The sequence below is a fragment of the Tsukamurella pulmonis genome (genome assembly GCF_900103175.1).
In the GTDB taxonomy this organism is placed as follows: domain Bacteria; phylum Actinomycetota; class Actinomycetes; order Mycobacteriales; family Mycobacteriaceae; genus Tsukamurella; species Tsukamurella pulmonis.
Genome location: NZ_FNLF01000002.1, coordinates 2375269 through 2394480, shown reverse-complemented (window position 1 = coordinate 2394480; position 19212 = coordinate 2375269). Strand labels below are relative to the sequence as shown.

Below are 19212 nucleotides of genomic sequence, written 5' to 3'. Positions count from 1 at the left end.
CCTAAGCCGGTGTGATGTCGATCACAACCGACCAGGCGAACGCCGTCCGCTTAGGCGCACTGCGCCGCCAGGCGCTGCGCGAACGCCTCCGCGCGCAGGAGGTCCGTGTCGTCGGGACGCCCCTTGTTCACGCCGCCGATCAACCGCAGCGGACCCATGGTGTCGAGCCCGCGACAGAGGAAGGCCTCGGGCGCGAGCTGGAAGCCGCATTCGGTGAGCCGATCGGCGAGGTCGAGGGTGTACCGCCGCAGCGGCGTCTCGGGCAGGCCGCTGGTCGCGTAGACGAACGCGGTACCGCGGGGTTTCGCGCTGAGGCCACTCACGAGCCGGATCACGTCGGGATCGAAGGCCATCCAGTACACCCCTGAGCCGAATCCGACCAGGTCGGCGGCATCGATCTGCTCCACCGTGACCTCACCGGGCGTCATCACCGGCGCGCCCAGCACCCCGCCGATCCGATCGGCCACCCGCCGCGTGTTGCCGTGATGCTTGGACGCGCAGATCACCAGTGCCGACATGACCTCATGGTGACACGAGCGAGCGGGCCACGCCCGGCGCCGGCGGCCCGCCGCCCGTCGGACGCGGAGGCCACGTCGCCCGATCCGGCGCGAGACGAACGATCGATACCTAGTGTTGCAATCGCAATATCATTTGTCGACGGAAGTGAACGGTGATGACGAAGAAGGCCCTGGCGACTCTCCTGGCGATGCTCTCGGCGGCGGTGCTGTCCGTGCCGGGCGGAGGTGCCGCATTCGCGGCTCCGCTGCCCGTCCGGTGGGACGCCCTCTCCGCGATCGGACCGGCGTTGTTCCCCGAGACCCCACCGCCGGGCGCGAACGTTCCGTGCAAGCCCACTGCGGCGCACCCGAACCCCGTCGTCCTGGTCAATCCGACCTTCGCAAACCAGGCGACCGCGTATCAGGCGGGATCGCCGTATCTCAAGAACGCCGGGTACTGCGTCTACTCGTTCAACTACGGCAACCCCGCGTACCTCCCCGAAACGCCGTTGCAGGCGCTGGGCGACGTCCGCGAGGGTGGCCGCAAGCTCGCGGACAAGGTGCGCGCCGTGCTCGCCGAGACCGGCGCGCGGAAAGTGGATCTGGTGGGTCACTCGCAGGGCGGCGGCATCATGCCCGCCTACTACGTGAACGTGCTCGGCGGCGCGCGGTACGTGGACAAGTTCGTCGGGATCTCGCCCAGCAACCACGGAACGACCCTGTCGACCGTGGCGCTACTGCAGCCCACGCTGGGCCCGATCGGTCCGGGCGTGATGAAGCTCCTCGGCGTGGTGGCCCCCGCTCTCAGCCAGCAGGCGATCGGATCGGAGGTGGCCAAGGAGGTCTACGCGGGCGGGGACACCCGCCCGGGAGTCACGTACACCACCATCGTGACCGTTCACGATCAGGTCGTGACGCCCTACCCGCGCCAGTACCTCAAGGGGCAGAAGGTCACCAACATCACGCTGCAGGAGGGATGCCTGAAGGACTGGTCCGAGCACCTGTCGACCGCCTACAGCCGGCGCGCGTGGAACCATGTGCTCAACGCGCTCGATCCGGCGAACGCGAAGCCCGTCGCTTGCGAGGCCGTGGCACCGTACTTCGGTTCGGAACCGCAGCCGTGGGCCTACGACATGAGCATGATCGAGCAGCTCACCAACTGATCGTCAGGAGGGCGCGTCGAACGCGTCGAGGATCCGCTGCGCGGCGAGGGCGGGGGTGAGCGATCCGTCCTGCACGCCGGCCTCCACCTCGGCGCGGACGGAACGGACGCCGTCGGACTGCTCGACCCGGGACAGCACCGCGTCCCGGACCATCGTCCAGGTCCAGTCGACCTGCTGCTGCCGGCGGCGCCGGTCGAACTCCCCCGCCTCCTGCAGCGTGCTGCGGTGCCGCAGCACCGCCTCCCAGAACTCGGGGATGCCGGTTCCCTCGACGGCGCTCTGGGTGAGCACGGGCGGCCGCCACAGCGAACCGCGCGGGTGGATCAGGCGCAGCGCACCGGAGAGCTCGCGCGCGGCGACGCGGGCCTCCACGACGTGGTCCCCGTCGGCCTTGTTGACCGCCACGACGTCGGCGAGCTCGAGCACGCCCTTCTTGATGCCCTGCAGCTGATCGCCGGTGCGCGCCAGGGTGAGGAAGGTGAACGTGTCCACCATGTTGGCGACGGTGACCTCGGACTGGCCCACGCCGACGGTCTCGACGAGCACCACGTCGAAGCCCGCCGCCTCGAGGAGCACGATCGTTTCGCGAGTGGCCTTCGCGACGCCGCCGAGCGTCCCGGAGGTGGGCGAGGGCCGGATGTAGGCGCGCGGGTTCACGGCGAGGGTGCCCATCCTGGTCTTGTCACCGAGGATCGAACCGCCGGTGCGCGTGGAGGACGGGTCCACCGCGAGCACGGCGACCTTGTGCCCCAACGAGATCAGGTGGTTGCCCAGCGCCTCGATCGTGGTCGACTTGCCCACCCCGGGCACGCCGGTGATCCCCACCCGGGTCGCGAGCGGCGCATCCGGTGGCGGGGTCACCTCCAGCAGCAGCTCCTGTGCCAGTGCCTGGTGGTCGGGCCGGCGGGACTCGACCATCGTGATGGCGCGCGCCAGCACGGCGCGCTTGTCGGCCCTGACCCCTTCCGCGAGCTCGGCGACGGTGATCACGCCAGCCGGTACCCCAACTTGCCGCCCAGCTCGTGCAGCAGGTTCACCGCGGCGTCCGCGATGACGGTGCCGGGCGGGTAGATCGCCGAGGCGCCGGCCGCGTACAGCTCATCGAAATCGCCGGGCGGGATGACACCGCCCACCACGATGGTGATGTCGGGGCGGCCCACCTCGGCGAGCGCGTCGCGCAGCGCGGGCACCAGCGTCAGGTGGCCGGCGGCGAGCGAGGAGACGCCGACGACGTGCACGTCGTTGTCGGCGGCCTGCTGCGCGACCTCCTCCGGGGTGGAGAACAGCGGGCCCACGTCGACGTCGAAGCCGAGGTCGGCGAAGGCGGTGGCGATCACCTTCTGGCCGCGGTCGTGCCCGTCCTGGCCCATCTTCGCGATGAGCACGCGGGGGCGGCGGCCGTCGGCCTCCTCGAACTTCGCGACCAGATCGGTCGCGGTCTGGATGTTGCCGGCCGCACCGGCCTCGTCGCGGTACACGCCACTGAGCGTACGGATCTCGGCCTGGTGGCGGCCGTAGACCTGCTCGAGTGCGTCGGAGATCTCGCCGACGGTGGCCTTCGCCCGCGCCGCGTCGATCGCGAGCGCCAGCAGGTTGTTCTCGAGGCCGCCCTCGGAGGACGCCGCCGCGCGGGTCAGATTCTTCAGCGTCGCGGTCACCTCCGCGTCGTCGCGCTCGGCGCGCAGGCGCTCGAGCTTGGCGAGCTGCTCGGTGCGGACCTTGGAGTTGTCCACCTTGAGCAGCTCGATCACCGCGTCCTCGGCGACCTGGTACTTGTTCACGCCGATCACCGGCTGGCGGCCGGAGTCGATGCGCGCCTGGGTGCGGGCCGCGGCCTCCTCGATGCGCAGCTTCGGGATGCCCTCGTTGATGGCCTTGGCCATGCCGCCGGCCTCCTGCACCTCGCGGATGTGGGCGCGGGCGCGCTCGGCCAGCTCGTGGGTCAGCGTCTCGACGTAGTACGAGCCGCCCCACGGGTCGATGGGCCGGGTGGTGCCGGACTCCTGCTGCAGCACCAGCTGCGTGTTGCGGGCGATGCGGGCGGAGAAGTCCGTCGGCAGCGCGATGGCCTCGTCGAGGGCGTTCGTGTGCAGCGACTGGGTGTGGCCCTGCGTGGCGGCCATGGCCTCGACGCACGTGCGCGCGACGTTGTTGAACACGTCCTGCGCAGTGAGCGACCAGCCCGAGGTCTGCGAGTGCGTGCGCAGCGAGAGGGACTTGCTGTTCTTCGCATCGAACTCGGCCACCAGCTCGCTCCACAGCAGGCGCGCGGCGCGGAGCTTCGCCACCTCCATGAAGAAGTTCATGCCGATACCCCAGAAGAAGGACAGGCGCGGCGCGAACTTGTCCACGTCCAGGCCCGCCTCGATGCCGGCCTTGATGTACTCGACACCGTCGGCCAGCGTGTACGCGAGCTCGAGATCGGCTGTGGCCCCGGCCTCCTGGATGTGGTACCCGGAGATCGAGATCGAGTTGAACTTCGGCATCTTCTGCGAGGTGTACGCGAAGATGTCCGAGATGATCCGCATGGACGGTGCCGGCGGATAGATGTAGGTGTTGCGCACCATGAACTCTTTGAGGATGTCGTTCTGGATGGTGCCCGCGAGCTTCTCCGGTCCGACGCCCTGCTCCTCGGCCGCGACGACGTAGAGCGCGAGGATCGGCAGCACGGCGCCGTTCATCGTCATCGAGACGGAGACGCCGCCCAGATCGATGCCGTCGAAGAGCTGGCGCATGTCGAGGATCGAGTCGATCGCCACGCCGGCCATGCCCACGTCGCCGGTGACGCGCGGGTGGTCGGAGTCGTAGCCGCGGTGCGTCGCCAGATCGAACGCGACGGAGAGGCCCTTCTGACCGGCGGCCAGGTTCCGGCGGTAGAAGGCGTTCGACTCGGCCGCGGTGGAGAAGCCCGCGTACTGCCGGATCGTCCACGGCTGGTTGACGTACATCGTCGGGTACGGGCCGCGGAGGAAGGGCACCGCGCCCGGGTAGGAGTCGACGGGGTAGCCCGCCTCGGCGACGGCGTCGCGGTCGGCGCGGGTGTAGACGGGCTTGACGTCGATCCCCTCGGGCGTGGTCCAGGTCAGCTGGTCCGGGGTGTAGGCGTAGGCCTGCGCGGAGGCGTCGACGAAGGCGTCCACGTCGGCGCTCGTCGGCGCTGCGCCGTGCAGCTCCTCGAACGGGACTTCGGCGAAACTGCCGATGGTGTCAGTCATCTCATGCCCCCAGTCGGGTCAGCAGATCGTCGAGCGCGGCGGCCGCGTCGATCTTCGCGTGCAGGTAGATGTCGATCAGGCCGTCGTCGACGGTGCCGGGCGCGCCCGCGAGCAGCACGAGGTTCCCCTCGTCGCGCAGGGTGCGCGCCAGCGCCTCGCCCTCCTCGGCGTAGCCCGCGTCCGACCCGGCCAGCACGGCGATCCGCGCGCCCGGCGAGCCGTCGCGCGTCGCGGTGCCCGCGGCCTGCGCGTCGGCGTCGAGCACGGTCTCGATGCCGCCGGAGGCCAGCAGGTTGGTCAGGAAGGTCGACCGGCCGTTGTGCTGGGCGACGCTGCCGATGGTGACCATCCGCACCCGCGGCCGCACACCGTGCTCCCGCAGGAACGCGTCGGACCGGGCGCGCAGGGCCTCGAAGGGCGCGGCGTAGGACCGGACGACGGGGCCGTTCGTCGCCGCCGACGGTGCCACGGGCGGCTCGGCGAGGTTCGGGAACTCGTTGACGCCGGTGAGTTTGCGGGCGCGACGGGCCACGGCGGCGTCGCGCCGGTCGGCGGACTCGCCGAGCCGCGTCGCGATGCTCTCCTCCGCGGCGCCGCGGGCGAAGCCGCCGTCGCGCTCCACGTCCTGCAGCACGCTCCAGGCGGCGCGGGCGAGGTCGTCGGTGAGCGACTCGACGTGCCACGAGCCGGCTCCCGGGTCGACGACGCGTCCGAGGTTGGACTCCTCGAGCAGCAGGAGCTGGGTGTTGCGGGCGATGCGCCGGGTGAAGCCGGGCGAGTACCCCTCGACGCCGGCGGGCAGCGCCTCGTCGTAATCGAGAGTGGTGACGTAGTCGGCGCCGCCGAGGCCCGCCCCGAAGGCGGCGATGGTGGTGCGGAGCAGGTTCACCCAGGGGTCGCGCTGCGTGGTCGCGGCCAGCGAGGTCACGGCGTGCACGGGGGCGTTCCCCGCCTCCGGGGCGCCGAGGTGCTGCGCGACGCGGGCCCAGACCGTGCGCCAGGCGCGGATCTTGGCGAGGGTGAGGAACTGGTCGTCGGTGGCGGCCAGGCGGATCGTGAGCTGGCGCAGCGCGGCGGCGGTGGTCAGGCCCGCGGCGGTGAGCGTACGCACGTGGTCGAGCCCGGCGGCGGCGGCCAGGCCCAGCTCCTGCGCAGCGGTGGCACCCGCGTTGTGCAGGTCGGCACCGTCGACGACGATCGCGCGCACGTCCTCCGCGCGGGCATCGGCGGCACGGGCGAGCTCGCTCGCCTCGTCCAGGGAGACGTCGGCGCGGCCGACGACCTGCGAGGTGAGCGGCGCTGCGCCGAGGCTGACGCGGACGAGGTCGGCGCGGTAGGCGTCGGAACCGGCGGCCTCGTCGAGTGCGGCGTGGACCTGCGCGGCCGCTTCGGCGGCCCGACCGCCCGCGGTGAGCAGGATCGGCGCCATGTCCGGGTAGACGCCCTCGAGCAGCGGCGCGGGATCGGGACGGGTGAGCCACAGCGCGCTCGCGCCGGACTCGAGCGCGCCGAGCACGTCGGCGGAGTCGGTCGTCGCGTCGAAGCGCTCGGCGACCTTCCAGCCCAGGCGCACGTCGGGCGTCGGGTTGCCGCCGCGCACGAACGGGAACGCGCCGGGCAGCGGGGCCTCGGGCAGCTCGTCGCGCTGGGAGTACAGCGGCGCGATCTGCACGCCGTCGTCCTCGGTGGGGGTGGTCAATGCGGCGATCGGATCCTCCGGCGGCGTTCCGCCGCGCGACTTCGCGAGCACGGCGCCGACTGACTCACGCCACGCTTCGTAGGGGTTGTCCGCCACGAGACCTCCTCACCTGTGGCCCAGCACACGCCGGGTCGATGAGAATCCACGTTAACCGATTGCGCTTGCTACGCCCCAGTAGGGTCACGGCACTCCGCGCGCGCACCGCGTATCTTGGCTCGACGTGAGCGACAACGAATCCCGGCTGCGCCCCGGCGACCGCGCCCTCGTCGTGCGCGCGGCGATCGGCGGGGTCGTCGTGCTCGCTCTCGTCGTCGCCGGACTGATGCTGCCGCATCCGGGCATCGCGACGGTCCGCGGCTGGGCGGAGTCGACCGGGACCTGGTTCGTCGTGCTGTTCCTCGTCGCCCACACGGTGGTGACGGTCTTCCCCATCCCCCGCACCTTCTTCACCGTGTCCGCGGGGGTGCTGTTCGGGCCGATGGGCATCCTGCTGTGCATGGTGGCGTCCACCGCGGCGGCGGTGATCGCGTTCGTCGCGGTCCGCGCGGTCGACGAACGGCATCCGTCCGCGGTGCTCGCCCGGATCCGCGAGCACCGCGCGTACGTCCCGGTCGCGGCCCGGCTGCGCGCGCGGGGCTGGTTGGCCGTCGGCTCGCTACGGCTCATCGCCGTGGCACCGTTCTCCTTGGTGAACTACGCGTCGGCGCTCTCGCCGGTGTGCCTGTGGCCCTACCTCGCGGCGACGGTCGCCGGTCTCGCCCCCGGCACGATCGCCGTCGTGCTCCTGGGGGATGCGCTCACGGGCGAATCCTCGCCGTGGCTCGTCGTGGTCAGCGGCGCCCTCATGGCCGTCGGCATCGCCGGCCTGCTCGTGGATGCGCGCCTGCCCGCAAGTGAAAAAGCTTGACATAAGCGCTCGCAAGGATGAAGGCTTGCTTTAGGCGCGGACGTGCAGGAGGCCGGGAATGTCCACGACGCCGCCGAGCACGTGATCCGCGCCCGCCTCGGCGAGCACCCGGCCGTCGGCCTTCCCGGTGAGCACGCCCACCGACACCGCGCCGGCGTTGTTCCCGGCCTGCACGTCGACGGCGGTGTCCCCGGCGGCGAGCACGCGGCGCACGTCGCGGACGCCGGTGCGCTCCATGGCCCGATGGATCATGTACGGCGCGGGGCGCCCGGCCGCCACGTCGGAGGTGGTCACGACCGCGTCGACGACCGTTCCCCGACCCCCGCCGATCCCCCAGCCGAGGGCCGCGAGCAGCGGCAGCGCGACTGCGTCGTCGAAGCCCGTGGTCAGAGCGACCTTCACCCCGAGCGCGCGGATCTCCCGGAGCGCCTCGGGCACACCGGCGATCGCGGTGGGCGGCGTCGCGGCGTAGGCCTCCTGCAGCCGCTCACGGAATCGCGCGAATCCGGCCGCGATCCGCTCCTGCGTGGGCTCGACTCCGCCGAGGCGCAGCAGATTGGTGATCGCCTCGACCTTGTCCGTCCCCATCCACACCTGCAGGTCGCCCTGGTCGACGGTGGCCCCGCCGTCCTCGACCGCGCCGCGCAGCGCCTCGTAAACGGCACCGCCGTCGTCGATCGTCGTGCCGGCCATGTCCAGCGCGACGAGTTCGATGGTGGTTGCGGTCATGCGTCTCTCCTGACGGGTACGGATCGCAGCGCCTGGCTCGGCGCCGCGAAGAGTCGGTTCTCGACGATCACGGTGGTCACACCGGGGACGTAGCGGTCCTCGCCGTATTCGACGACGTCGCCGGCGGCGTCGGTCGTGGTGCGGCGCACCCGCAGCAGCGGGGCGCCGTCGGGCAGGCCGAGTTGCGCGGCGTCCTCGGCGGTCGCGGCGACGGCGTCGATCTGGTGGGTGGACGCGTACAAGTCCGCCCCGGCGTCCAGCAGGAACCGGTTCACCGAGCCGGAATCGGGATCGAACTCCATCAGGCGCCTGCCGAGCGCCCACACGAAGTACATCGTCTCGCCGAGGGCGGGCGCTCCGTCGAGCGTGCGGACGCGCCGCAGCTCCAGCACCGGCTCCCCCACCTCGACCTGGAGCCGCTCGGCGATGTCCGAAGTCGCCGGGACGCGCGCCTGCAGCACGGTCCGCTGGCCGGGCTCGCGCCCCTGCGCGCGAGCCCACGCGGTGAAGGAGCCGAGAGCGCTGGCGCTGTGGCTGGGAACGTTGCGGCGCACGACGGGCGAGCGTCCCTGCCCGCCCACGATCAGGCCCTCCGCGCGCAGCGTCGCGAGCGCCTGCCGCACCGGGCCGCGGGACGTGCCGAACTCCTCGCACAGCTGCGCCTCACTGGGGGCCTGTTCGCCTTCCGGCCAGCGACCGGAGGCGATGCGCGCGCGGAACTCCGCGGCGAGACGGTGATGGAGGGGCTGAGCTGCGACCACGCCATTGAGTATACAAGTGAACAGCTCTCACGCCTGCACTGTCGATGAACACTGGGTGAACGCGCGCCTTACCTGGATGTACAGACGAACAACTTGTATAGACATCCTGCGCTAGGCCTTGCCAAGGCGTACGACGAGCCGCCACGCTCAGTGCCATGAACACCGCTACGGACGTCCTCGTCGTCGGCGCCGGCGTCGTGGGCCTGGCCCATGCCGTCGAGGCGCTCGCCCGCGGCCTGACGGTCACCGTCGTCGAGCGCGACACCCGGGCCGTCGGTGCCTCCGTCCGCAATTTCGGGCACGCCTGCGTCACCGGACAGTCCGGGGACCTCGCCGAGCTGGCCCACCTGGCCCGCGAGCGCTGGCTCGATCTGGACGGCCGTGCCGGCCTCGGCGCCCGCGCCACCGGCGGCCTCGCGGTCGCCCGTCACGCCACCGAACTCGCCGTCCTCGAGGAGCTCGCCGCGGCACGGCCCGGCGAGGTCGCCCTGCGCACCGCCGACCAGGTCCGGGCCGAGCTCCCCGGCGGCGGCGCGGACGACGTCATCGGCGGCGCCGCGCTGCTCGCGGACCTGCGGGTGGATCCGCGGGTGACCGTCGCGCGCCTCGCCGCCTGGCTCGACGCGCAGGACGGCGCCGAGGTCCGTTTCGGCACCGCCTACCTCGGTTTCGACGGCAGCCGCGCCCACACCTCGCGCGGCACCGTCGAGGCCGGCCGCGTGATCGTCTGCGTCGGCCACGATCTCGACCACCTCCTGCCCGAGCTCGCCGAGCGGCAGCGCGTGCAGCGGTGCGCCCTGCAGATGGCCCGCACCGCCGACCCGGGCGCCGTCGTCACGCCCGCGGTCCTGACCGCCACCTCGCTGCTGCGCTATCCCGCCTTCGCCGAGACCGAGGCGGCCGTCGCCCTCCGCGAGCGGATGGAGCGCGAGCGCCCGGACCTGCTCGGCATCGACGCGAACGTGATGTTCACCCAGCGCCCCGACGGCACGCTACTGATCGGCGACTCGCACCACACCGAGCGGACCGTCGAGCCCTTCCTCGACGATGCCGTCACCGAGACGCTGCGCGCCGAGTCCGCGCGCGTCATGGGCCTGCGCGAGCTGCGCATCATCGAGCGCTGGCAGGGCGTCTACGCCTCGAGCCCGCTGCACCCCTACCTCGCCGCCGAGCCGGAGGACCGGGTGAGCGTTCGCGTCGTCACCTCCGGTGTCGGCATGACCATCGCCCACGGCCTCGCACGCCGCCACTTCCCCACCTGATCCGACCGACACCCCTCCCACACCACCTCCCTCCCGCTTCCCGAACGAAGGGCAATCCCCCATGCGCATCACCCGTTCCCTCAGCGCGATCACCGCCGTCGCCGCGGTCTTCGCCGTCGCCGCGTGCGGCGGTACCGGCGGCGGCACCGGCTCGTCGGACACCGTCACCGTCTACAGCGCCGACGGTCTCGGCGACTGGTACAAGGCCGAGTTCGAGGACTTCACCAAGGCCACCGGCATCAAGGTCGCCCTCGTCGAGGCCGGCTCGGGCGAGGTGGTCTCGCGCGCCCAGAAGGAGAAGGCGAACCCCCAGGTCGACGTGCTGGTCACCCTGCCGCCGTTCATCCAGCAGGCGCAGCAGCAGGGCTCGCTCGCGAAGTCCGGCATCGACACCTCCGCGGTGCCCGCGCCGCTCAAGTCCGCGGACGGCACCTACGTGGCGGTCGTCAACAATTACTTCGCGATGATCCGCAACACCGCGGCGCAGCCGAAGCCCGCCGACTGGGCCGAGTTCACCGGTCCCGCGTACCAGCAGAAGATCCAGTACTCCACGCCCGGGAAGGCCGGCGACGGCACCGCGCTGCTGCTGCTCCTGCAGCAGATCATGGGCAAGGAGGGTGCGCTGGGCTACCTGAAGGACTTGCAGCCCAACAACGTCGGCCCGTCGACCTCCACCGGCAAGCTCGGGCCCAAGACCTCCAAGGGCGAACTGACGGTGGCCAACTCCGACGTCCAGATGGCGCTCGCCGCGATCGCCGCCGACAAGGTGGCCTACGAGGTCTTCTACCCGACGTTCAACGGCAAGCGGACCACGCTGCCGCTGCCGTACTACATGGGCCTGGCCGACAAGGCCCCGCACGCGGCCAACGGCACGAAGCTGATGGAGCACCTGCTGTCGAAGGACGTGCAGCAGAACGTTCCGGCCCGGGCGTGGGGCGCGCCCGTCCGTAGCGACGTGACACCGTCGGGTCCGCAGTGGGACGCCTTCGGCAAGGCCATCGAGGGCGTCGAGATCTGGTACCCGAACTGGGACGAGGTGCTCAGCGACCTCGACGCCGACATCAAGGAGTACGAGAAGGTGACGGGGCAGTGACCGCGCCGAAGCGGAGCGTCACCGCGCCGAAGGGCCTCGACGACGACGCCGTCGACCGGACCGTCCGCCGCACCGTCGCCGTCGGGCTGCGCGACGTGGGCGTCACCTACGGCGACACCGTCGCGCTGCAGGACTGCAGCTTCGAGGTCGCGCGCGGCGAGACCGTCGCCCTGCTCGGGCCGTCGGGGTCGGGCAAGTCCACGGCCCTGAAGGCGATCGCCGGCTTCGAACGGGTCTCCTCCGGCACCGTCACCATCGACGGCCGCGATGTCACGCACCTCTCGCCCGCCAAGCGGGGCATCGGCATCGTGGTGCAGAGCTACGCCCTGTTCCCGCACATGACCGTCGCGAAGAACGTGGCCTTCGGGCTCCGCTCGCGTGGCGCGGACCGCGCGACGATCGCGCCCCGCGTCGCCGAGGTGCTGGGGATGGTCGGCATGGGCGAGTACACGGATCGGCTGCCTCGCCAGCTCTCCGGTGGCCAGCAGCAGCGCGTGGCGATCGCGCGAGCACTCGCCACCCGCCCGGACGTCGTCCTCCTCGACGAGCCCCTCTCGGCCCTCGACGCCGGGATGCGCAAGGACATGCTCGGCGAGCTCCAGCGCCTGCGCGCCGAACTGCCCGACGTCGCGATGGTCTACGTGACGCACGATCAGAGCGAGGCGCTCGCGCTGGCCGACCGGATCGCCATCATGCGCGACGCCCGGCTCAAGGCCATCGATACGACCGACGCGCTCTTCCACCGACCTCCCACCCGGTTCACTGCCACCTTCCTCGGCGGCGCCGACCTCCTTCCCGCCGGCGCGCTGCGCACCTCCCGCCCGCTGCCCGACGGGGACCACGTGCTCGCCGTACGGCCATGGGCCTGGCGGTTCACCCGCACCGCACCGTCGAACGGGCTCCGGGTGACCGTCGAGCAGGAGCAGTGGCGCGGGGCCGTCCGGCACGTGACGGCAAGGGTCACCGGGACCGGCGAGAGCATCGGCGTCGACGTGCCCGTGCTGACCGACGCACCGCTGCGGGCGGAGAGCCTGTGGGTCGAGGTCGACCCCGCCGACGTGATGGTGGTGCCGGCGTGACCGCCGTGCTGGACGCGCCCCCCGCGCCCCCGGAGCAGTCCGCGGGATCGTCCCGGTCGGTACCCCGGTGGGTGTGGGTGCTGCCGCCGGTCGCGTTCATCCTCGTCGCCGTGGTCTACCCCCTGGTCGGGATCGTCGCGCGGACGTTCACCGACAAGGCCGAGCAACCCGCCGGGCTCTCCACGTGGCGTGAAACCCTCACCGACGGTGCGGTCCTCGCCGCCCTGGGCACCACCGTCAAGGTCGCGGCGCTCTCCACCGCGGGCTGCCTGATCGCCGGGACGTTCCTCGCCCTGGTGCTCGCCTTCGTGCCGTTCCCCGGTGCGGCGGCCGTGTCCCGGCTGATCGAGGTCGTCGTGTCGTTCCCCAGCTTCCTCATCCCGCTGGCGCTGGGCGTCCTGCTCGGCCCCGTGGGCGTCGCGCAGTCCCTCGGCGTGCCGACCGGCTCGTTCACCTCCTCGCTCTGGGGCGTGGTGCTCGCCGAGATCGCCTTCTACACACCGTTCGTGGTGCGCCCGATGCTCGCGGCCTTCGGGCAGTTCCCGACCGTGCAGATCGACGTCGCGTCCTCGCTCGGCGCCGGCCCGTTGCGAATCATCGCGCGAGTGATCCTGCCCGCCGCGCTGCCCGCGCTCGCGGCGGCGGGATCGCTCACGTTCCTCCTCACGCTCAACGAGTTCGGGATCGTGCTCTTCACCGGAGCCAAGGACGTGATCACGGTGCCGATGCTCATCTACACCCGCTCGATCGTGGGCCAGGACTTCGCCTCGGCGGCGGTGCTGGCGACGGTGCAGCTGCTCATCTCCATCGGCGCGTACGCGGCGTACCGCCTGCTCATGAAGAAGGGAATGCGCTGATGCTGGTCCGCAATCCGGTGGCGCGCCTGACCGTCTGGGCCGTCTTCGCCGTCGTCCTGCTCGGCCTGGTGATCACCCCGATCGCCGTCACGGTGGTCACGGCGTTCAGCGCGAGCTGGACCTCCGTACTGCCCTCGGCCCTGACCACCGCCCACGTCGCGGAGGTCTTCACGCCGGAGAACGCGGCGAGTATCGGCGTCTCGGTGCAGACCGCGGTGCTCGCCTCGGCGATCTCCGTCGTCGCCGGCACCTGGGCGGCGTTGGCCGTGCCGTCACTGCCCGCGCGACTGCGCGGGATCGTCGACGCGTTCTTCCACCTGCCCGTGGCGGTGCCGTCGGTAGTGGTGGGTCTCGGTGTGCTGGTGGCCTTCTCGGCGCCGCCGATCGTGCTCGGCGGAACCCCGTCGATCGTGATCCTCGTGCAGGCGATCCTGGTGTTCGCGTTCGCGTACTCGATGGTCTCGGCCGCGGTCTCCCAACTGGACCCGATGCTCGACAAGGTCGGCGGCTCGCTCGGCGCATCGCCGCTGCGGCTGCTCGTGACCGTTCGCCTGCCGCTGCTGCTTCCGTCCATCGCGGCGGCCGCGGGCCTGTCGATCGCGTTGTGCATGGGCGAACTGGGCGCGACGATCATGGTCTATCCGGCCTCGTGGCGCACGCTGCCGGTCACGGTGTTCACTCAGTCGGACCGCGGCGACCTGTTCGGCGCGGCCGCGAACACGATGTTCCTCGTGCTGGTCACGGTCGTCATCCTCGGCGTGCTCTCGGCGTTCCGCCGCCGCCGCGCCTGAGCCGACGCCCGGTCGTCAGCGCGGCGGCCCCGCGGCGCGGCCGCTGGCGACCGCCATGAGGGTCTCGACCACCGCGCGCGGTGCGGCGTCCTTGCGCCGCACCGCGCGCAGCCGTCGATGCAGGTCGATCCCCTCGGTGGGGATCTCGACCAGCCGGCCGTCGCGGAGTTCCGCCGCCACCGCGAGCTCGCTCAGTACCGCGGCCCGGCCGCCCGCGGCGACCATGATCTTCACGGCGGCGTTGGTGCCGAGCGCGATCGAGTCCGGCTCCCGCTGGATCCCGGCCCGGCGGAGGGCGGCGCCCAGGGCGTCCCGTGTCCCGGCTCCCGGTTCCCGGGTCACCAGCGGGAGATCGGCGAGTTCGGCGGCGCCGACCGGCCGATCCTCCCGGCGACGGGTCAGTCGGTCACCGGGGGCGGCGACCAGGAGCATCCGGTCGGTGCGCACCGTGCGGGAGGCGAGGTCGTCGGGCACCGTCGGTCCCTCGATGAAGCCCAGATCGGCGATGTGGCCCCGCACGTCGGCGATGACGGCGGCCGAGTTCCCGACGGTGAGGTGCACCGGCTCGTCGGTGCGCTCGCGCAGCCGGGCCAGCCAGGCCGGCATCAGGTACTCGGCGATGGTCTGGCTGCAGGCGATCCGCACGGTGTGATCGGACCGGAGCGCCTCCGCGCCGGTCTGCAGGGCCGCCATCGCGGCGACGACGGTGCGCGCCCACTCCGTCACGGCGGCTCCCTCGGGAGTGAGCTCGGCACCTCGGGTGCGGCGATCGAGCAGATCGAGGCGCAGTTGACGCTCGAGGTGCCGCAGGCGGGAGCTGGCGCTGGGCTGGGAGATGGCGCACTCACGGGCCGCGGCCGAGATCGAGCCCAGATCCGCGACGGCCACGAGCAGGCGGAGGGATTCCACCGACGGCATTTCCATAGCCCCACCCTATGGGTAGATAGGCGAGCTGTGGGTTCTGATCGGACCACGGTGTCGACAGAGTGATCGGTATGCACGCGACGAGCACCGATACCCGCACCGGTCGAGCCCCCCGCTCACTCCTGCGCGAGCTCCGCAGCCCCGGTGAGGCCCTGTCCAACCTCACGCCGAACTGGTTCGCCTCGGTGATGGGCACCGGGATCATCGCCAACGCCGCCGTCGGCCTGCCCGTGCAGATCCCCGGCCAGCGCACCGTCGCCGCCGCGGTGTGGGCACTGGCGACGATACTGCTCGCCGTGCTGACGGCTGCCACCGTCGCACACTGGGTCCGGTACCCCGCGTATGCACGCCGGCACCATCGCGACCCCGTCATCGGCAACTTCTACGGCGCGATGGCGATGGCCTTCCTCACCGTCGGCATCGGCGCCGTGCTGGTGGGGCGGGATTGGATCGGCCCGACCGCGGCGCTGACTCTGGGAACGGCTCTGTGGGTGATCGGATCGGTCCTGGGGCTGGTGTTCGCCGTGGTGATCCCCGTCCTGATGCTCCGCGGCGGCCACTACCGCGGGGACGCGGCGTTCGCGGGCTGGCTGATGCCCGTGGTCTCCCCCATGGTGACCGCCGCCGGCGGAGCGGTCCTGCTGCCGTACGCCCCCGCCGGCGTGATCCGGACCTCGCTGCTGTGGATCAGCTACGGCTGCTTCGCGTTCACCCTGCTCACGTCGCTGATCGTGCTGCCGCCGGTGATCCTGCGGCTCCTGCGGGGGCCCGCGTGGGCACCGGCGATGATCCCCACCGCGTGGATCGTCCTCGGGCCCCTCGGCCAGTCGATCACCGCCGCGAACGGTCTGGGATCGACCGCCCACCTGGCCGTGGGCGCGGACCTGGCGGCGGGACTCGAGCACTTCGGCACGGATTACGGCTGGGCCGTGACGGTGCCGGTGCTGATGTGGACCGCCGTGGCCCTCACCCTGACCGCACACACCGCGATGGGAACGACCCACGGGCTGCCGTACGCCTTGACCTGGTGGTCGTTCACCTTCCCCGTCGGGACGTGTGTCACCGGTTTCAGTGCCATGGCCGGCGCCACGGGCGCCGCGGGCTACACCGCGCTCGCGCTCGCGTACTTCGGCGGGCTGGTGCTCGGTTGGATCGTCGCCGCCCGGGGCACCGTGCCGCGCGCCCTCTGCAGCGGGGCACTGCTCCGGCATCCGGAGCTCGCGCCGCGAACCGCCTCGTGAGAAGCAAGCCAATAGCCTTGCTTTAGCCATATGCAAGTCCTTACACTTGCACCATGATCGTTCTCACCGTCGACCAGCGGGGTAGCCGTTCCGACTCGGACCGCGTGGAGGCCGCGCGCGCGCTCCTGACGCCGCTCGGGTGGCTGCGCGCGCCCGACCGGACCGCCGGCGACGAGTTGCAGGCCGTCACCGACGACGCCGCGGTCGCCGTCGACGCGGCGCTTGCGCTGCTCGCCGACGGGCACTGGAGCGTCGGGATCGGCGTCGGGCCGGTGGAGCGACCGCTTCCCGAGCAGACCCGCGCCGGCCGCGGCCGCGCATTCGAATCGGCGCGGGAGGCCGTCGAGGCCGCGAAGGGCACCGCCGTTCCCGTGCAGGTCCGCGGGGCCGACGGCGCGGCGGCGACGCGCGCCGAGGCGATCCTGTCGGTGCTCGGGCTTATCGTGAGCCGCAGATCGCGGGAGGGACAGGAGGTGGCGGCGTTGCTGAACACGGGGATGACGATCACCGCGGCGGCGGCGGAGCTCGGCGTCTCGCGCCAGGCGGCGTCCCAGCGCGCGGCGGCGGCGGGCTGGTCGGTCGAGCCGGCGGGCCGCGCGTTGGCGGTGGAGTTGCTCACCGCGGCCGACGCCGCGGCCACTGCGGGGGCAGACGCGTGATCGCCGCCGTCATCGCACTCCTCCTCGCCGCGACCGTCGTGGGCGTGCTCGCCGCTCGTCGCGCCTCGGCGGGCCCGGCCGGCATGCTGTGGGCAGCGATCCCGGCGGTCCTCGTGGGGGCCGCGGCGATCGTCGCGCTGGCGGCGCCCGCCGCGCACGGGGCCGCTCTCGCCGCCGTCCGCGCCGCCGCGGTGCTCGCCGCGATGACGGGCGGCAGCGCCCTGGTCACCTCGGCCTTCGCACTCGCGGGCGCCACCGGGGAGGACGATCCCTCGCCGCAGAACGACGGCGACGGCGCCACCGCACCACCCACGGACGAGCCCGACGGTGCGGCGGAGGATCCGGTGCCCGCCTCACCGTTGCGCGGCGGGCTCTCCATCGGCGTGCTCGAACGCGCCGCGATCGCGGTCTGCGTGCTGGCGAACTTCGGTGGCGGCCTCGCCGTGATCGTCGCCGCGAAGGGACTCGCCCGCTACCCGGAACTGCGCCATCCCGGCGCCGCTGAGCAGTTCATCATCGGCACCTTCGTCTCGGTCCTGTGGGCCTGCGCCTGCGCCGGCGTGGCGGTGGCCCTGGGCCGGTGAGCCCGGGGAATCACCGCCACATGGAGTGCCGCGCCTCGTCAGGCCTCGTGCTGCGGCGGCGGCGCGTAGCCGGGCTGCTGCACCTCGTACGGCGAGGGCTCGTCACCCCGGCCGAGCGGCAGCTGCGCCGTGGCGTCCGACGGGACGTCCGACTCGGCATCCTCCTCGGACTCGGCGGCTCGGGCCCTGGCAGCGGCACGCGCCGCCGCGATGGGCGCGTCCGGCACCTCGTCCTTGGTCACGACCACCGGGGCCACCGGTTCGGGCGTGTCGAACCAGCCCTCGGTGTCGATGTCCGGTGCCGTGCCGGGCGCGTCCTCCGAGGCCTCGAACCGGAACACGCCGTCGGAGCCCGGCGTCCCGAGATTGCGCATGAACCCCTGCAGCGCGGCGTTGAAATCGCTCGGCACCACCCAGACCTTGTTCGCATCGCCCTGCGCCATCTCGGGCAGGGTCTGCAGGTACTGGTAGGCGAGCAGCTCCGGCGTGGGCCGGCCCGACTTGATCGCGGAGAACGTGGTCTCGATGGCCTTGGCCTCACCCTGCGCCTCGAGGTAGGAGGCGGCCCGCCGGCCCTCGGCGCGCAGGATCTCGGCCTGCCGGTCGGCCTCGGCGGAGAGGATCGCGGCCTGGCGCTCACCTTCGGCCAGCAGGATCCGGCTGGCCTTGTCGCCCTCGGCCGACTTGATCGCGGCTTCGCGGTGTCCCTCGGCGGAGAGGATGGTGGCGCGCTTCTCGCGGTCCGCCTTCATCTGCTTCTCCATCGACTCCTGGATCGACGGGGGCGGGAAGATCGATTTGAGCTCGACCCGCGCGACGCGCAGGCCCCACCGCGACGTCGCCTCGTCGAGCACGCCGCGCAGCTGGCCGTTGATCTTCTCGCGCGAGGTCAGCGTCTCCTCCAACGTCATGCCGCCGACCACGTTGCGCAGCGTGGTCGTGGTGATCTGCTCGACGCCCACGACGTAGTCACTGATCTCGTAGACCGCGGCCTCGGGGCGCGTGACCTGGAAGTAGACGACCGTGTCGATGTTGACGGTCAGGTTGTCCTGCGTGATGACGGGCTGCGGTGGGAACGAGACGACCTGCTCGCGCAGGTCCACCCGCGCTCGGACCTTGTCGATGAACGGAATCAGCAGTGCCAGTTGCCCCGACACGGTGCGGGTGTAGCGGCCCAGCCGTTCGATCACCGCGGCCTGCGCCTGCGGCACCAGCACCAGCGCCTTCACCAGCACCACCACCGCCGCGAGGATCAGGACGATCAGTACGACCAGTCCGATTCCAATGCCCTCCATGGATGTTCCTCTCCTTGTCGGCTCAACTGTCGACCACGACGGCGACCGCGCCGTCGATCTCGACGATGGTCACCTCCACTCCCACGGGGATCGCCGCACCGTCGTACGGCGTCCGCGCGGACCACTCCTCGCCCCCGATCAGGACGCGACCGCCGTCACCCGAAACGGATTCGAGGACGGGGACTTTCATGCCGGGGAGCGATTCCAGATAGGACGGCGCATCGCCCCGCCTCTTCTCGACGTACCGGCGCAGCGGCGGGCGCGCCACCAGCAGCAACAGCACCGAGGAGACGGCGAAGACCACGCCCTGCGCCCACAGCGGCAGGTCGAACGCTCCCGTCGCGCCCGCCGTGACGAGTGCGCCGCCGCCGAGCATGAGCAGAGTGAACTCGCCGGCCGCCGTTTCCGCGACGGCCAGCAGGATCGCGCCGATGAGCCAGAGCGCTGCCGCCATAC

General features: G+C 72.0%; 19 protein-coding genes. 10 read left to right on the top strand and 9 right to left on the bottom strand.

From position 1 onward, the window contains the following. Positions 1–50: 50 nt before the first annotated feature. A complete protein-coding gene (locus BLQ62_RS11725) occupies positions 51–518 on the bottom strand; it encodes an NADPH-dependent FMN reductase family protein (RefSeq protein ID WP_068565321.1) in 468 nt (155 codons plus the stop codon). A gap of 155 nt (positions 519–673) precedes the next feature. Between BLQ62_RS11725 and BLQ62_RS11720 the strand changes: the two genes are divergently transcribed. Beyond that, on the top strand, positions 674–1660 hold the full coding sequence (locus BLQ62_RS11720) for an esterase/lipase family protein (protein ID WP_114652565.1): 987 nt from the start codon (positions 674–676) through the stop codon (positions 1658–1660). A gap of 3 nt (positions 1661–1663) precedes the next feature. On the opposite strand, the gene meaB is transcribed toward BLQ62_RS11720, so the two are convergent. Genes meaB through BLQ62_RS11705 form a run of 3 tightly spaced genes read right to left on the bottom strand, consistent with a single transcriptional unit; the run spans position 1664 to position 6670 of the window. Beyond that, a complete protein-coding gene (meaB, locus tag BLQ62_RS11715; RefSeq protein WP_082756542.1) occupies positions 1664–2647 on the bottom strand; it encodes a methylmalonyl Co-A mutase-associated GTPase MeaB in 984 nt (327 codons plus the stop codon). Then, entirely contained in the window at positions 2647–4875 is a 2229-nt protein-coding gene (scpA, locus tag BLQ62_RS11710) for a methylmalonyl-CoA mutase (protein WP_068565323.1), read from the bottom strand. Before scpA ends, meaB begins: the two co-directional genes overlap by 1 nt. A gap of 1 nt (position 4876) precedes the next feature. Then, a complete protein-coding gene (locus tag BLQ62_RS11705; protein WP_068534584.1) occupies positions 4877–6670 on the bottom strand; it encodes a methylmalonyl-CoA mutase family protein in 1794 nt (597 codons plus the stop codon). A 124-nt stretch (positions 6671–6794) separates the two neighbouring features. On the opposite strand from BLQ62_RS11705, the gene BLQ62_RS11700 reads away from it, so the two are divergent. Continuing rightward, on the top strand, positions 6795–7481 hold the full coding sequence (locus BLQ62_RS11700; RefSeq protein WP_231857586.1) for a TVP38/TMEM64 family protein: 687 nt from the start codon (positions 6795–6797) through the stop codon (positions 7479–7481). 30 nt (positions 7482–7511) lie between these two features. On the opposite strand, the gene BLQ62_RS11695 is transcribed toward BLQ62_RS11700, so the two are convergent. Further along, positions 7512–8210 carry a phosphonatase-like hydrolase gene (locus tag BLQ62_RS11695; protein WP_068534586.1) on the bottom strand — a complete coding sequence of 233 codons (699 nt, stop codon included), beginning with the start codon at positions 8208–8210 and terminating at the stop codon, positions 7512–7514. After that, positions 8207–8971, bottom strand: coding sequence for a GntR family transcriptional regulator (locus BLQ62_RS11690; protein WP_068565325.1), 765 nt, complete (start codon positions 8969–8971; stop codon positions 8207–8209). The genes BLQ62_RS11695 and BLQ62_RS11690 overlap by 4 nt, the downstream gene beginning before the upstream one ends. Before the next feature lie 155 nt (positions 8972–9126). Between BLQ62_RS11690 and BLQ62_RS11685 the strand changes: the two genes are divergently transcribed. From BLQ62_RS11685 to BLQ62_RS11665, 5 genes are all read left to right on the top strand, one after another. Then, the gene (locus BLQ62_RS11685; RefSeq protein WP_068534592.1) at positions 9127–10233 is read left to right on the top strand and encodes a TIGR03364 family FAD-dependent oxidoreductase; all 1107 of its coding nucleotides are present in this window, start codon (positions 9127–9129) and stop codon (positions 10231–10233) included. A 61-nt stretch (positions 10234–10294) separates the two neighbouring features. Continuing rightward, positions 10295–11326 carry a 2-aminoethylphosphonate ABC transporter substrate-binding protein gene (locus BLQ62_RS11680; protein WP_068565327.1) on the top strand — a complete coding sequence of 344 codons (1032 nt, stop codon included), beginning with the start codon at positions 10295–10297 and terminating at the stop codon, positions 11324–11326. Further along, entirely contained in the window at positions 11323–12405 is a 1083-nt protein-coding gene (locus tag BLQ62_RS11675; protein WP_068565329.1) for an ABC transporter ATP-binding protein, read from the top strand. The genes BLQ62_RS11680 and BLQ62_RS11675 overlap by 4 nt, the downstream gene beginning before the upstream one ends. Beyond that, complete coding sequence (locus BLQ62_RS11670; protein WP_068565336.1) at positions 12402–13262, top strand: 2-aminoethylphosphonate ABC transporter permease subunit; 861 nt, start codon at positions 12402–12404, stop codon at positions 13260–13262. Before BLQ62_RS11675 ends, BLQ62_RS11670 begins: the two co-directional genes overlap by 4 nt. Continuing rightward, entirely contained in the window at positions 13262–14053 is a 792-nt protein-coding gene (locus BLQ62_RS11665) for an ABC transporter permease (RefSeq protein WP_068565337.1), read from the top strand. The genes BLQ62_RS11670 and BLQ62_RS11665 overlap by 1 nt, the downstream gene beginning before the upstream one ends. 15 nt (positions 14054–14068) lie before the next feature. On the opposite strand, the gene BLQ62_RS11660 is transcribed toward BLQ62_RS11665, so the two are convergent. Further along, positions 14069–14977: a LysR family transcriptional regulator gene (locus BLQ62_RS11660; protein ID WP_068565339.1), complete on the bottom strand. Its 909-nt coding sequence runs from the start codon at positions 14975–14977 to the stop codon at positions 14069–14071. 71 nt (positions 14978–15048) lie between these two features. Here BLQ62_RS11660 and BLQ62_RS11655 point away from each other — a divergent pair, with 71 nt between their 5' ends. From BLQ62_RS11655 to BLQ62_RS11645, 3 genes are read left to right on the top strand one after another with little or no spacing between them, the layout of a single operon-like run. After that, complete coding sequence (locus tag BLQ62_RS11655; protein WP_068565340.1) at positions 15049–16218, top strand: TDT family transporter; 1170 nt, start codon at positions 15049–15051, stop codon at positions 16216–16218. 53 nt (positions 16219–16271) lie between these two features. Continuing rightward, positions 16272–16877 carry a hypothetical protein gene (locus tag BLQ62_RS11650; protein WP_068534609.1) on the top strand — a complete coding sequence of 202 codons (606 nt, stop codon included), beginning with the start codon at positions 16272–16274 and terminating at the stop codon, positions 16875–16877. Beyond that, a complete protein-coding gene (locus BLQ62_RS11645; RefSeq protein WP_068565342.1) occupies positions 16874–17461 on the top strand; it encodes a hypothetical protein in 588 nt (195 codons plus the stop codon). Before BLQ62_RS11650 ends, BLQ62_RS11645 begins: the two co-directional genes overlap by 4 nt. A gap of 38 nt (positions 17462–17499) precedes the next feature. Here BLQ62_RS11645 and BLQ62_RS11640 read toward each other — a convergent pair whose 3' ends face one another. Further along, positions 17500–18756 (bottom strand): SPFH domain-containing protein, encoded by a 1257-nt coding sequence (locus BLQ62_RS11640; protein WP_068534614.1) that lies wholly within the window; start codon positions 18754–18756, stop codon positions 17500–17502. Positions 18757–18778: 22 nt separating this feature from the next. Beyond that, positions 18779–19210, bottom strand: coding sequence for an NfeD family protein (locus BLQ62_RS11635; RefSeq protein ID WP_068534616.1), 432 nt, complete (start codon positions 19208–19210; stop codon positions 18779–18781). Between the last annotated feature and the right edge of the window lie 2 nt (positions 19211–19212).